Raw genomic sequence first — 13435 nt, forward strand, 5'->3', positions numbered from 1 at the left:
GGAGTGGGCGAAGCCCGTGCCGCGCGCGGGCATGGGTGAGAGCGACGCGGACCTCGTCGATGTGGTCTTCTCGCTGCGCGCGCTGGACCCGGACTCGGTTCCGGTCAACTTCCTCATCCCCTTCGAGGGCACCCCGCTGGCCAAGGAGTGGAACCTCACCCCGCAGCGGGCGCTGCGGATTCTGGCGATGGTGCGGTTCGTCTGCCCGGACGTCGAGGTGCGGCTGGCCGGCGGGCGCGAGGTGCATCTGCGCACGCTCCAGCCGCTCGCCCTGCACATCGCCAACTCGATCTTCCTCGGCGACTATCTGACCAGCGAGGGCCAGGCCGGCCAGGCCGACCTCGACATGATCGCCGACGCGGGCTTCGAGGTGGAGGGGGCGGACACCACGACGCTGCCCGGTCACCGCCGCGGCGCCGGCGCCGGCGCGGGGTCGTGCGCGGACGCCGCGGCGCCGGGCTGCGGCAGCGGTGGCGGTGGCTGCTCGCCCTGCGGGGACGCCGGCGAGGAGACCGCCGCGTCACCGGCCGCCGACCAGGCGCGCACGGATCTGGTCGCGGTGCGCCGGCGCGGCGCGGGCACGGACCTGCCGCCCAATGCCTGAGCCGCTCGATGCCGCACAGCTGATCGCCCTGGACCGGCAGCACGTCTGGCACCCCTACGGCCCGATGCCGGGCCGGCAGGAGCCGCTGGTCGTGGAGTCCGCCTCCGGGGTCCGGCTGCGGCTGGCCGAACCGGCGGAGGGCCACCGTGAACTGATCGACGGGATGTCGTCGTGGTGGTCGGCCGTGCACGGCTACAACCACCCGGTGCTCAACGAGGCCGCCCGGGCCCAGCTGGGGCGGATGAGTCACGTGATGTTCGGCGGGCTCACCCACGAGCCCGCCGTGCGGCTCGCCGCCCGGCTGGTGGACATCACGCCGGAGGGCCTGGAGCACGTCTTCCTGGCGGACTCCGGTTCGGTGTCCGTCGAGGTCGCCGTCAAGATGTGCCTGCAGTACTGGCGCTCGGTCGGACGACCCGGCAAACGGCGCCTGATGACCTGGCGCGGCGGCTACCACGGTGACACCTGGCAGCCGATGGCCGTGTGCGACCCGGACGGCGGCATGCATCACCTCTGGTCGGGCACGCTGCCCCGGCAGCTCTTCGCGGACGCGCCCCCGGACGGCTTCGACGCGGCGCCGGATCCCGCCTACACGGCGCATCTGCGCGAGCTGATGGCCGGGCACGCCGACGAGCTGGCCGCGGTGATCGTCGAGCCGGTGGTGCAGGGCGCGGGCGGTATGCGCTTCCACTCCCCCGCCCATGTGCGGGTGCTGCGGGAGCTGTGCGACGAGTACGACGTCCTGCTCGTGCTCGACGAGATCGCCACCGGCTTCGGCCGCACGGGCGCGCTCTTCGCCGCCGACCACGCGGGGATCACCCCGGACGTCATGTGCCTGGGCAAGGCACTGACCGGCGGTTACCTCACGATGGCCGCGACCTTGTGCACCGCGCGCGTCGCGGACGGCATCTCGCGCGGCGAGGTGCCGGTGCTGGCGCACGGCCCGACGTTCATGGGCAACCCGCTCGCCGCGGCCGTCGCCTGTGCCTCCCTCGACCTGCTGCTGGGGCAGGACTGGCAGACGGAGGTCAAGCGGATCGGCGCCGGCCTCTCGGACGGCCTCGCCCCGGCCGCCGCCCTGCCGGGCGTACGGGACGTGCGGGTGCTCGGCGCGATCGGCGTCGTGCAGCTGGACCACGAGGTGGACATGGCCGCGGCGACCCGCGCGGCGGTGCGCGAGGGCGTCTGGCTGCGGCCGTTCCGCGATCTGATCTACACGATGCCGCCGTACATCACGGGCGACGCGGACCTGGCGCGGATCTGCGCGGCGGTGTGCGCGGCGGCGGCCGCCGGCTGAAGGGACGGAGCGATATGTCGATTCTTGTCGTGACGGGAACGGGTACGGAGGTCGGCAAGACCGTGGTGACGGCCGCCGTCGCGGCGGCCGCGCTGGCCGCCGGGCGGTCGGTGGCCGTGCTCAAGCCGGCCCAGACGGGCGTCGGGCCCGACGAGCCCGGTGACGTCGCGGAGGTACGGCGGCTGGCGGGCGAGGAGGTCACCGGCGCCGAACTCGCCCGGTTCCCGGAGCCGTTGGCCCCGGCGACGGCCGCCCGCCGGGCGGGCCGCGAGCCCGTACGTCCGGCGGAGGTCGCGCGGGCGGCCGCCAAGCTGGCCGAGGAGCACGATCTGGTCCTGGTCGAGGGCGCGGGCGGGCTGCTGGTACGCATGGACGACGAGGGCGCGACGCTGGCGGACGTGGCCGGGCTGCTGGACGCGCCCGTGCTCGTGGTCGTCCAGCCCGGGCTGGGCACGCTCAATGTCACCGCCCTGACCGGGGAGGCCCTGCGCTCGCGCGGCCTGCGCTGCGAGGGGATCGTGATCGGCAGCTGGCCGGCCGAACCGGACCTCGCGATGCGCTGCAACCTGGCGGACCTGCCCGAGTCCGCCGGCGCCCCGCTGCTCGGCATCGTCCCGGAGGGGGCGGGCGGGCTGGGGGACGCCTTCCGCAGGGCGGCACCGGGCTGGCTGGCACCCGCGCTGCACGGCACCTGGCGTCCGCCCGCCGGGGACTGACCGCGGGGACCCCCGGGAAGAATCCCGGTAGCCGTCAGGAAGGGGTCCGCCATGCCGCCGCTTCGCAACAGAACCCCGCACGAGCCCGTGCACCACCCTTTCTTCGCACGGGTCTACGGCCGGCTGAGTCCGGTGCTGGACGAGCGGGCGGGCGTGCGGGCGTACCGGCGGGAGCTGCTGGCCGGGCTCTCCGGGCGGGTGATCGAGATCGGTGCCGGGAACGGGCTGAACTTCGCGCACTATCCCGGCACGGTCTCCGAGGTGGTGGCGATCGAGCCGGAGCGCCGGCTGCGCCGGATGGCGGCGGAGGCCGCCGTCCGGGCCGGGGTTCCGGTGGACGTGGTGCCGGCGACGGCGGAGGCGCTGCCCGTCAAGAGCGAGGCGTTCGACGCGGCGGTGGCCTCCCTCGTGCTGTGCTCGGTGCGCGACGTGCGACGGTCCTTGTCGGAACTGCGGCGGGTGCTGCGCCCGGGCGGCGAGCTGCGCTTCTTCGAGCACGTGTGCGCCCAGGGCCGGCTTCTGGCGACCGCTCAGCAGGTGCTCGACGCGACGGTGTGGCCGGCGGCGTTCGGCGGCTGTCACACCGGCCGGGACACCCTGCGGGCGATCGAGGCGGCGGGCTTCGAGCCGGTCACGTACCGGCGGCTGCGCGTACCGGAGGGCAGGCTGCCGCTGCCGGCCTCCTCCTGTGTGCTGGGAATGGCCCGGCGGCCCGCGGAGTCCGGGAGCTGAACGCTGTTTTGCTTTTGCTTTACCCCTGTCCGATCCTGGGACGGAGGTGAAGCGATGACCGAGGTCCTCCTGCTGCTGCTCGCGCTGCTCCTGACGCTCGCCTGCGCGGTCTTCGTCGCGGCGGAGTTCTCGCTGACCACCGTCGAGCGCGCCGAGCTGGAGCGGGCCGCCGAGCGGGGCGAGCGGGGCGCGGAGGGCGCGCTGCGGGCGGTGCGGGGGCTGACCTTCCAGCTCTCCGGCGCGCAGCTGGGGATCACCGTCACGGGACTGATCATCGGCATGCTCGCCAAGCCGTCCATCGCCACGCTGCTCGCCGGGCCCCTGGCCGCGCTGGGGCTGCCGGCCTCGCTCGCCTCCTCGACCGCGCTGATCCTGGGCACCGTCTTCTCCACGGTGGTGCTGATGGTGGTCGGCGAGCTGGTGCCGAAGAACTGGGCGATCTCCCGTCCGCTGGCGGTGGCCCGGGCCGTCGCGGGGCCGCAGCGCGTCTTCACCGCCGTCTTCCGGCCGCTGATCCGGCACCTCAACAACACCGCCAACCACACCGTGCGCCGCATGGGGCTGGAGCCCGCCGAGGAACTGGCCTCCGCGCGCGGCCCGCAGGAGCTGGCGGCGCTCGCGCGGCACTCCGCCCGGGAGGGCGCGCTGGAGGCGGACACGGCGGAGATGTTCGTCCGCACCCTGAACCTCGCCGGCCTGACCGCGGAGAACGTGATGACGCCGCGCGTGCAGGTCACCGCGCTCGACGTCCGGACCACCGCCGAGGACGTCGCCAACGCCACCCGGGCGACGGGCCTGTCCCGCTTCCCCGTCTACCGCGACAGCCTGGACGCCGTCGTCGGCACCGCCCACATCAAGGACGTCCTGGCGATCCCCGCCGGACGGCGCCCCCAGTACCCGGTCGCCGGGCTGCTGCGGGAGCCGCTGTTCGTCCCCGCGTCGCTGACCGTCGACCGGCTGCTGGACCGGCTGTCCGCGCGGCGCAGCATGGCCGTGGTCATCGACGAGTACGGCGGCACGGCCGGCGTGGTCACCCTGGAGGACATCATCGAGGAGGTCGTCGGCGAGGTTCGCGACGAGCACGACCCCCTGGAGGCGCCCGACCTGGTGCCCGCCGGCCGGGACGCCGGCGGCCGGAAGCGGTACGACGCGGACGGCGCGGTCCGCACGGACCAGTTGGCGGCCATCGGCCTGCGGGCCCCCGAGGGCCCGTTCGAGACCCTGGCCGGCCTGATCGCCACCGAGCTGGGGCGCATCCCCGAGCGGGGCGACGTCGTCGAGGCGGCCGGCTGGCGGCTGGAGGTCGCCGACGCGTCCGGCCGCCGCGCGGCCCGGGTCCGGCTGACCGCGCCGGACGGCGGCCCCGGCCCGGCCGAGGGGGCGCGCCGATGACGCTGCTCCAGTTGCTCGTCGGACTGGCGACGCTGGTCGCCAACGCGTTCTTCGTGGGCGCCGAGTTCGGCATGATCTCGGTGCGCCGGGGCCAGATCGAACCCCGTGCGGAGGCCGGCGACCGGCGGGCCCGCAGCGTGTTGTGGGGGCTGCGGCACATCTCGGCCCTGATGGCGGCGGCGCAGCTCGGCATCACGCTGTGCACGCTGGTGCTGGGCGTGGTCGCCGAGCCGGCGATCGCCGATCTGGCGGAACCGCTCTTCCGGCTGGTGCGGCTGCCGCAGGGGCTGGTCCATCCGGTGTCGTTCGTCATCGCGCTGGCCCTGGCGACGTATCTGCACATGCTGTTCGGCGAGATGGTGCCGAAGAACGTCGCGCTCGCCGAACCCGTACGCACCGCGCTGCTGCTCGGCCCGCCGCTGGTCGCCCTCGCGCGCGCCCTGCGTCCCGTGGTGTTCGCGATCAACGGGCTGGCGAACGGTCTGCTGAAGCTGCTGCGCGTGGAGCCGAAGGACGAGGTGGCGGCCACCTTCTCCGACGACCAGCTGGCCCGCATCGTGGTCGACTCCAGCCAGGCCGGCCTGCTGGACGAGCGGGCCACCGAGCGGCTGCGCGACGCCCTGGAGATCGGCAAGCGCACCGTCGCGGACGTGGCGCTGCCGCTGGAGCGGGTGGTCTCCGCCCGGTCGGGGATCACACCGGAGGGGCTGGAGCGGCTCGCCGCCTCCTGCGGCTACTCGCGCTTCCCCGTCGTCGACGAGGGCGATCGCATCCTCGGCTATCTGCACGTCAAGGACGCCCTCGACGCCATGCCCCGCGACGAGCCGTTCCCCGGCGACGCCATGCGGCCCATCCCCCGGGTCGGGGCGGACACACCGCTCGACGACGTCATCCGGGCGATGAGCGGTACCGGCGCGCACATGGCGGCGGTCACCGGCGAGGAGAGCCGGCTCACCGGGCTGGTCACCCTGGAGGACGTGCTGCGCGAGCTGGTCGGCCGCCGCCCCTGAGGCCGGGCGCGGGACGGGCCGCCGGCGAGCGTAGGATCGGCCCGTCATGCGGATGAATGCTCCCTACACCAGTTTTGTCGCGGTCGGTGACTCCTTCACCGAGGGCATGTCCGACCTGCGGCCGGACGGTTCGTACCGCGGCTGGGCCGATCTGCTCGCGGTGCGGCTGGCGGCCCGCACCACCGGGTTCCGCTACGCGAACCTCGCCGTGCGCGGCAAGCTCATCGGCCAGATCGCCGACGAGCAGACCGCGCCCGCGGCCGCGCTGGGCGCGGACCTGGTGACGCTGGTCGGCGGGCTCAACGACGTGCTGCGGCCCGGGTGCGACGTGGACCTGGTGTGCGCCCGGCTGGCCGAGGCGGCCGGGCGGCTCGCGCCGGCCTGCCGGCAGCTGGTGCTCATGCGCAGTCCCGGCCGGCGCGGTCCGGTGCTGGAGCGGTACCGCCCCCGCATGGAGCAGTTGTTCGACTTCATCGACGAGCTGGCCGAGCGGCACGGCGCGGTGGTCGTGGACCTCTTCTCCGCCGAGGCGCTCGCCGATCCCCGGCTGTGGGCCGACGACCGGCTGCACCTGAACACCGAGGGCCACCGGCGGGTGGCCGAGGCGGTCTGGCAGGCACTGGGCCACGAGCCGGCCTTCGACTGGCGCGAGCCGCTGCCGCCCGCCGCGCGCCCCGGCTGGTCCGCCCGCCGCGGTTCCGACCTCCGCTTCGCCCGCGAGCACCTGCTGCCGTGGATCGGCCGGCGGCTGACCGGCCGCTCCTCGGGGGACGGCCGGACCGGCCGGCACTTCAGCGCCGAGCGCGGTGAGGCCGTACCGGCGTACCTCTCCTGGCTCGGGATGCCCGCCGCCGGCGAACGGCCCTGGACCGGGGCGCTGCCGGGCACGGGCCCGGTGTGCCCCCGGGGCCGGGGGGCCGCCGGAAGCGCCGGCTGACCCTCCGGGGCGGCCGGGCGCGCCCTTGTGCTTTCGCACGAAGCGGACCGGGGCGCCGACCTGCGCGAACCGCCAGTAGACTCTGGTCACGTGACTGCTGCTGTGTCTTCCAAGCCCCGCATCCCCAACGTCCTCGCAGGCCGCTACGCCTCCGCCGAGCTCGCCGTGCTCTGGTCCCCCGAGCAGAAGGTGAAGCTGGAGCGCCGGCTGTGGCTGGCCGTGCTGCGCGCCCAGAAGGACCTGGGGATCGAGGTGCCCGACGCGGCCCTCGCCGACTACGAGCGGGTCCTGGACCAGGTCGACCTGGCCTCGATCGCCGAGCGCGAGCGGGTCACCCGGCACGATGTGAAGGCCCGTATCGAGGAGTTCAACGCCCTCGCCGGCCACGAGCAGGTCCACAAGGGCATGACCTCCCGGGACCTCACCGAGAACGTCGAGCAGCTGCAGATCCGGCTCTCCCTGGAGCTGATGCAGGGCCGCGTCGTCGCCGTGCTGGCCCGGCTCGGCAAGCTCGCCGCCGACCACGCCGAACTGGTGATGGCGGGCCGCTCCCACAACGTCGCCGCCCAGGCCACCACGCTGGGCAAGCGCTTCGCGACCGCCGCCGACGAGCTGCTGGTCGCCTTCCTGCGGCTGGAGGAGCTGCTCGGCCGCTACCCGCTGCGCGGCGTCAAGGGCCCGGTCGGCACCGCCCAGGACATGCTCGACCTGCTCGGCGGCGACGCCGGGAAGCTGGCGGAGCTGGAGCGGCGGACCGCCGAGCACCTCGGCTTCGGACAGGCCTTCACCTCCGTCGGCCAGGTCTACCCGCGCTCCCTCGACTACGAGGTCGTCACCACGCTGGTGCAGCTGGCCGCCGCGCCGTCCTCGCTCGCCAAGACGATCCGCCTGATGGCGGGGCACGAGCTGGTGACCGAGGGCTTCAAGCCCGGCCAGGTCGGCTCCTCCGCGATGCCGCACAAGATGAACACCCGCTCCTGCGAGCGCGTCAACGGCCTGATGGTGATCCTGCGCGGCTACGCCTCGATGACCGGCGAGCTGGCGGGCGACCAGTGGAACGAGGGTGACGTCTCCTGCTCCGTGGTGCGCCGCGTGGCGCTGCCGGACGCGTTCTTCGCGCTCGACGGTCTGCTGGAGACGTTCCTGACCGTCCTCGACGAGTTCGGCGCCTTCCCCGCCGTCGTCGCCCGCGAGCTGGACCGCTACCTGCCCTTCCTCGCCACCACCAAGGTGCTGATGGGCGCGGTGCGCGCCGGGGTGGGCCGCGAGGTCGCGCACGAGGTCATCAAGGAGCACGCGGTGGCGTCCGCGCTGGCCATGCGCGAGCAGGGCGCCGAGCGCAACGAGCTGCTGGACCGGCTCGCGGCGGACGAGCGGATCCCGCTGGACCGCGCCGCCCTGGACGCCCTCATGGCGGACAAGCTGTCCTTCACCGGTGCCGCCGCCGACCAGGTCGCCGCCGTGGTCTCCCGGATCGAGGAGATCGCCAAGCGCCACCCGGAGGCCGCGGCCTACGCGCCGGGGGCGATCCTCTGACGCGTCCGACGCGCGAGGAGCTGGAGGCCGCCCGTGACCGTCTCGTACCGGACGTGGTCGCGGACGGCCTCCGCGTGCTGTTCTGCGGCATCAATCCCGGCCTGATGTCGGCCGCCACCGGGCATCACTTCGCCCGGCCGGGAAACCGCTTCTGGCCCGTGCTGCACGCCTCGGGCTTCACCCCCCGCCGGCTGCACCCCTCCGAGGAGCGGGAGCTGCTCGACTACGGCCTGGGCATCACCAATGTGGTCGCCCGGGCGTCCGCGCGCGCCGACGAGCTGAGCGACGTGGAGTTCCGCGAGGGCGGGCGCGTCCTGGTGGAGAAGGTGACGCTGCTGCGGCCCCGCTGGCTGGCCGTGGTCGGGATCACCGCCTACCGGGTCGCGTTCAGCGAGCGGAAGGCGGCGGTGGGCCCGCAGGACCGTGTCATCGGCGACACGCGGATCTGGGTGCTGCCCAACCCCAGTGGTCTGAACGCGCATTGGACGCCCTCCGGCATGGCCGAGGAGTTCGCGCGGCTGCGGGAGGCGGCCGAGGGCCCCTGACGGCCGCCGGATCCCCCGGGACGCGGGCGGTCCCGGCACTCGCCGCCTCGCTGTCCAGCGGATACGATCCCGCTCGGGCAAAGACCGCGCAAAGCGAGGAGGCGGCACGTTGGGGCGGCTCACCGGTGGGGATCCGTCTCTGCTGCGTCGGATCAATTCGGCCGTCGTGCTGCACGCGCTGCGCGGCGCCGGCACTCCCACCCTCACCGACCTGGTCAAGGCGACGGGGCTGTCCCGGCCGACCGTCGAGGGCGTGGTCGACGGTCTGATCGACTCCGGTCTGGTGGTCGAGGCCCCCGTCGACGAGGGCGCGGCGCGCCGCCAGGGCCGTCCCGCGCGGCGCTTCCGGTTCCGGGTGGAGGCCGGTCATCTGCTGGGCGTCGAGATCGGTTCGCACCGGATCGCCGCCCTGCTGGCGGATCTGGGCGGCCGGGTGGTGGGTTCGGCCTCCGTCGAGGTCTCCGAGAGCGCGCCGGCGGACGAGCGTCTGGAGCACGTGCGGATCGCGGTGCTGGATCTGCTGCGCCGGTCGGGGGTGCCGTGCGGCTCGCTGCGCGCGGTGGGCGTCGCGAGCCCCGGCATCGTCGAGGCGGACGGGACGGTGCGGCTGGGCACCGCGCTGCCCGGCTGGACCGGGCTGCCGCTCGGCGAGCGGCTGAGGAGCGCGTTCCGGTGCCCGGTGCTGGTGGAGAACGATGCCAACGCGGCGGCCGTCGCCGAGCACTGGAAGGGTGCCGCGGTCGGCTCGGACGACGTCGTCTTCGTGCTGGCGGGGCTGAGCCCGGGCGCCGGGTCGCTGATCGGCGGGCGGCTGCACCGGGGGTTCGGGGGCGCGGCCGGGGAGATCGGCGCGCTGCATCTGCTGGGGCGCGAGGCCACGCCGGAGGAGGTGCTGTCGACCACCGGGGAGCCCCTGATTCCGCTGGACGAGGCGCAGGTGGCCCGGGTGTTCGCGCGGGCCGGGGAGGGCGACGAGCGGGCGCGGGCGGCGGTGGAGCGGTATCTGCGCCGGCTGGTGCACGATGTGGCGGCGCTGGTGCTGGCGCTGGATCCGGAGCTGGTCGTGGTGGGCGGCTGGGCGGCGGGCCTGGACGGCGTGCTGGAGCCGCTGGGCCGGGAGCTGGCCCGCTACTGCCTGCGGCCGCCGCGAGTGGCGCAGTCGCTGCTGGGCGAGGCCGCGGTGGCGACGGGTGCCCTGCGGCTGGCCCTCGACCACGTCGAGGAGCAGCTGTTCGCGGTCGGGAGCACGGTGACCGCCCGCCGCTGAGCGGGCGTCACCCGTCCTCGGAAGGGGAGGGGCGGCGCGGGTCAGCCCGCGAGGAGTCGCAGGCCGGCGTCGCCGAAGGTGAGCCGGCAGGTGTCGGCCCGGTAGGTGGAGACGCCCACGGCGGCGGTACGGCCGTCGGCGACGTAACGGGTGGTGACCACGAGGACGGGTGCGCCGGGCAGCCGGTCGAGCTGCTTGGCGTCGTCGGCGCGGGCGGAGCCGAGCTCGACCGACCGGTCCTGGCCCTCCAGCCGCAGGTGCTGGAGTTCGCGCAGGACGGCGCGGGCGCGCGCGGCTCCGGTGAGGGCGTCGATGACCGCGAGGCCGGGGACGCTGCTCGCGGGGATGTAGAGGAGTTCGGCGGCGACGGGCTGGGCGTGGTTCCGCCGGGTGCGCCGGACGATGTGTACGGCGGCGTCGGGGGCGGTCTCCAGGAGCCGGGCGACGGAGGCGGGCGGCGCGGCCTCGGTGCTGCGGGACCACTGGTACTCGTCCTCGTGGTCGATGACGGTCAGTCCGCCGTTGCGGTCGGCGACGTTGAGGACGCCCTCGTGGATGTCGAGCCAGAAGATGTCGACGTCGGAGGTGATCTCGTAGGCGGCGAAGGGAAGCTTGGCGGAGAGGTCGTAGACGGTGCCGTCGTCGCACCCGGCGTAGATCCAGAAGTCGTCCGCCACCAGGCACTTGACGCCGTCCGGCAGCCGGTAGTGGGCGAGGACCTCGCCGTCGTGGCCGAGGGTGTAGACGTCGCCGGACTGGTTGCCGACCCAGCAGCGGTCCTCGCCGATGTGGATGCCGAACGCGGGCGCCCCGGTGCGGAAGCGCCACAGCACCGGCGCCACCGCGCGGGCCGTGGAGGGCGCGGAGGTCACCTGGCGGCGCGTGACGGGCCGGGCCGCCCGCGCGCCCCGGACGGCGGGGGCGTAGCCCTTGCGGACCTTTTCGCCGACCTTCTTCGCGGCCGCGGCCCGGGCCTTCTGGGCGGTGGGGAAGGCGGAGGTCTGCGTCTGGCCCGCGGCACCGATCCGGCCGTAGCGCACCGTCACGGTCGTGTCGTCGACCGTCACCTCGTAGAACTTGTGCGCCCCGCCGCCGTCCTGGGAGAGCTCCAGGTACGTCGTGTTCGCAGGCATGGCAAACCCCCTTTTGCGCCGGTCACGGTGACCGGTCGTCACTGGGAAGAACGCTAGGGGTGGCCACTGACAATCGGCCCCGCACGGCCCCTGACCTGGGCGGACGCGGCGTCAGGAGCCAGTGACCCGCGTCAGAACAGGGGCTGGAAGGACGCCCTCCAGCGCCAGCAGTGCCCGCTTGCTCTCCAGGCCGGGGCCGAAGCCGCCGATTCCGCCGTCGCTCTCGACGACGCGGTGGCAGGGCACCACGACGGGCAGGGGGTTGCTTCCCATGGCCGTACCGACGGCGCGGGCGGCGGACGGTTCGCCGAGGCGGTCGGCCAGGGTCTGGTAGGCGACCACGGTGCCGTACGGCACGCCGGCGGCCAGCTCCCGCAGGACCCGGCGGTTGAAGCCCGAGGTCAGGGACCAGTCCAGGGGCAGCGAGAAGGCGCGCAGGCGGCCGGCGAAGTAGGCGGTCAGCTGGTCCGCCGCCTCGGCGAGGAGGTCGTGGCAGGGGGACGGCGGCGCGGCCGGGGCGGCGGCGAGGCGGCGGGTGAGGCGTTCGACGGCGCGGTCGGCCGTGCCGGCGTCGGCGTGGAAGACCACGGTGAGCAGTCCGCTCGGGGTGGCCGCCAGACCGAGGGGGCCGATGGGGGTCGCGGTCGTCGTCCAGGCCCACTGCTGGGGCCCGGACGGCAGGGGCCGCTCGGATGCCGTCATGGCGTCCAGCGTAGAGCCGCGGGAGCGGCCCCTGCCCGGGAGGGCGTCGGCCCCGTCCCTCAGGGGGCGTCGATGTCGTCGGTGAGCGTCATGAAGGACGATTCCGGCAGGTCGGCGCCGGTGAACCGGCCGTCGGCGTCGTCGGCCAGCGCGGCCTTGATCAGGTGCGGCGCGTTGGTGATGATGCCGTCCACGCCCAGGTGGGCGAGGGAGACCGCCTTGCGGGGGTCGTCGACGGTCCAGGCGGAGATCTGCAGGCGCCGTCCGTGCGGACCCTTCAGGGCGTGCACGGAGCGCACCCAGGAGGCGGTGACGCCGTGGTAGTCCGGGTTGATCTGGTCGACGAACCTCGCGTACGAGCGGAGCTCGGCGGGCTTGGGGGCCCCGAGGAAGCCGGTGGTGACGTCCGGCCGGAGGGCGTGGAAGGTCTTGAGGGAGGTGGCGTTGAAGCTCTGGACGATCAGCCGGTCCCTGACGTGCCGGTCGTCGAGCCAGCCGGCGCGCCGCAGCTCCGCGGTGATCTGCCGCTCGACGCCCGGGTAGAGCTCCGGCGCCTTGATCTCCAGGAGCAGCCGCTGCCCGTTGTGGTCCACGCGCTGGAGGTAGCGGCTGAGGGTCGGGACGCGCTCGCCGGCGAACCGGTGGTCGTACCAGCTGCCGGCGTCGAGGCTCTCGATCTCGGCGAGGGTGAAGTCGCCGACCTTCCAGGGGGCGCGGCGGGGGAAGCGCTTCTTGACGTCGGTGGTCCGCTCCAGAGTGGTGTCGTGCATGACGACGAGCGCACCGTCCCTGGTGCGCTGGACGTCGTTCTCCACCCAGCCGATGCCCATGCGGGCGGCCTTGTCGATCGAGGCCAGGGTGTTCTCCGGGGCCAGGACCGGCACGCCCCGGTGGCCGATCGTGACGGGTACGCGCGGCCGCGTCGTGGCGCCGGACCGCTCGGCGGCCTGTGCCGGGGACGCGACGAGGGCCGCCACGGACAGGGAGAGTCCGAGAAGGGCCCCGGTCACGGCCGTGACGGGTCGTATGCGCATGCGGGCTCCTCGTGATGTCCGGACGCGGGTCGTACCGGCTCGTCACATGGTGCCGGTTTCCGGGGTCCCCGGCACGGAGGCCCGGGGATCTTTGCCGATTTTTCTCCGCTCGTTCGCCCGGAAAACGGGAGGTGGAGGGCGGGGGAGGGGCTGTTGTCAGTGGTGGGCCGTACGGTGGGTTCTATGCGGCCCGTATCCCAGATCGAACGCAAGGTGGCGCCCTTCGAGGTCGTCAGCCCCTTCCAGCCCAGCGGTGACCAGCCGACGGCCATCGCCGACCTGGAGCGGCGCATCCGCGCAGGCGAGAAGGACATCGTCCTCCTCGGCGCGACCGGCACCGGCAAGTCGGCCACCACCGCGTGGATGATCGAGAAGCTGCAGCGGCCGACGCTCGTCATGGCGCCCAACAAGACGCTCGCGGCCCAGCTCGCCAACGAGTTCCGCGAGCTCCTGCCGAACAACGCCGTCGAATACTTCGTGTCGTACTACGACTACTACCAGCCCGAGGCGTACGTCCCCCAGTCGGACAC

Annotated in this window: 13 protein-coding genes and 1 pseudogene; 11 read left to right on the plus strand and 3 right to left on the minus strand. The window is 74.2% G+C overall.

The genetic code is table 11. The annotated features are described in order from the left end of the window. The 10 genes and pseudogenes from AB0K09_RS20510 to AB0K09_RS20555 form a co-directional block, all read left to right on the plus strand. Positions 1-604: pseudogene (locus tag AB0K09_RS20510) on the plus strand (biotin synthase BioB); the annotation flags it as partial. After that, positions 597-1901 carry an adenosylmethionine--8-amino-7-oxononanoate transaminase gene (locus AB0K09_RS20515; RefSeq protein ID WP_366066812.1) on the plus strand — a complete coding sequence of 435 codons (1305 nt, stop codon included), beginning with the start codon at positions 597-599 and terminating at the stop codon, positions 1899-1901. The pseudogene AB0K09_RS20510 and the gene AB0K09_RS20515, both read left to right, overlap by 8 nt. A gap of 14 nt (positions 1902-1915) precedes the next feature. Beyond that, positions 1916-2617, plus strand: coding sequence for a dethiobiotin synthase (gene bioD / locus AB0K09_RS20520; RefSeq protein WP_366066813.1), 702 nt, complete (start codon positions 1916-1918; stop codon positions 2615-2617). 51 nt (positions 2618-2668) lie between these two features. Beyond that, entirely contained in the window at positions 2669-3349 is a 681-nt protein-coding gene (locus AB0K09_RS20525) for a methyltransferase domain-containing protein (protein WP_366066814.1), read from the plus strand. A 54-nt stretch (positions 3350-3403) separates the two neighbouring features. Next, positions 3404-4741: a hemolysin family protein gene (locus AB0K09_RS20530; RefSeq protein ID WP_366066815.1), complete on the plus strand. Its 1338-nt coding sequence runs from the start codon at positions 3404-3406 to the stop codon at positions 4739-4741. Next, entirely contained in the window at positions 4738-5751 is a 1014-nt protein-coding gene (locus AB0K09_RS20535) for a hemolysin family protein (protein WP_366066816.1), read from the plus strand. Before AB0K09_RS20530 ends, AB0K09_RS20535 begins: the two co-directional genes overlap by 4 nt. Positions 5752-5797: 46 nt before the next feature. Next, positions 5798-6688 (plus strand): SGNH/GDSL hydrolase family protein, encoded by an 891-nt coding sequence (locus AB0K09_RS20540; RefSeq protein ID WP_366066817.1) that lies wholly within the window; start codon positions 5798-5800, stop codon positions 6686-6688. Between the two features lie 102 nt (positions 6689-6790). After that, complete coding sequence (purB, locus tag AB0K09_RS20545) at positions 6791-8224, plus strand: adenylosuccinate lyase (protein WP_366066823.1); 1434 nt, start codon at positions 6791-6793, stop codon at positions 8222-8224. Beyond that, positions 8221-8769 carry a G/U mismatch-specific DNA glycosylase gene (gene mug / locus AB0K09_RS20550; RefSeq protein ID WP_366066824.1) on the plus strand — a complete coding sequence of 183 codons (549 nt, stop codon included), beginning with the start codon at positions 8221-8223 and terminating at the stop codon, positions 8767-8769. The genes purB and mug overlap by 4 nt, the downstream gene beginning before the upstream one ends. A 109-nt stretch (positions 8770-8878) precedes the next feature. Continuing rightward, on the plus strand, positions 8879-10036 hold the full coding sequence (locus AB0K09_RS20555) for an ROK family transcriptional regulator (RefSeq protein ID WP_366066818.1): 1158 nt from the start codon (positions 8879-8881) through the stop codon (positions 10034-10036). A gap of 41 nt (positions 10037-10077) precedes the next feature. Here AB0K09_RS20555 and AB0K09_RS20560 read toward each other — a convergent pair whose 3' ends face one another. The 3 genes from AB0K09_RS20560 to AB0K09_RS20570 all read right to left on the minus strand — a co-directional run bounded on the left by AB0K09_RS20560 (position 10078) and on the right by AB0K09_RS20570 (position 12905). Next, positions 10078-11169 (minus strand): WGR domain-containing protein, encoded by a 1092-nt coding sequence (locus AB0K09_RS20560; RefSeq protein ID WP_366066819.1) that lies wholly within the window; start codon positions 11167-11169, stop codon positions 10078-10080. A gap of 111 nt (positions 11170-11280) precedes the next feature. Next, complete coding sequence (locus tag AB0K09_RS20565; protein ID WP_366066820.1) at positions 11281-11871, minus strand: methylated-DNA--[protein]-cysteine S-methyltransferase; 591 nt, start codon at positions 11869-11871, stop codon at positions 11281-11283. A 59-nt stretch (positions 11872-11930) separates the two neighbouring features. Then, positions 11931-12905, minus strand: a complete 975-nt coding sequence (locus tag AB0K09_RS20570; protein WP_366066821.1) for a glycerophosphodiester phosphodiesterase family protein — start codon at positions 12903-12905, stop codon at positions 11931-11933. 183 nt (positions 12906-13088) lie between these two features. Between AB0K09_RS20570 and AB0K09_RS20575 the strand changes: the two genes are divergently transcribed. Next, positions 13089-13435: DEAD/DEAH box helicase family protein (locus tag AB0K09_RS20575; protein WP_366066822.1), on the plus strand; the 347-nt coding region annotated here is incomplete at its 3' end.

This window comes from Streptomyces sp. NPDC049577 (assembly GCF_040675635.1).
Classification (GTDB): domain Bacteria; phylum Actinomycetota; class Actinomycetes; order Streptomycetales; family Streptomycetaceae; genus Streptomyces.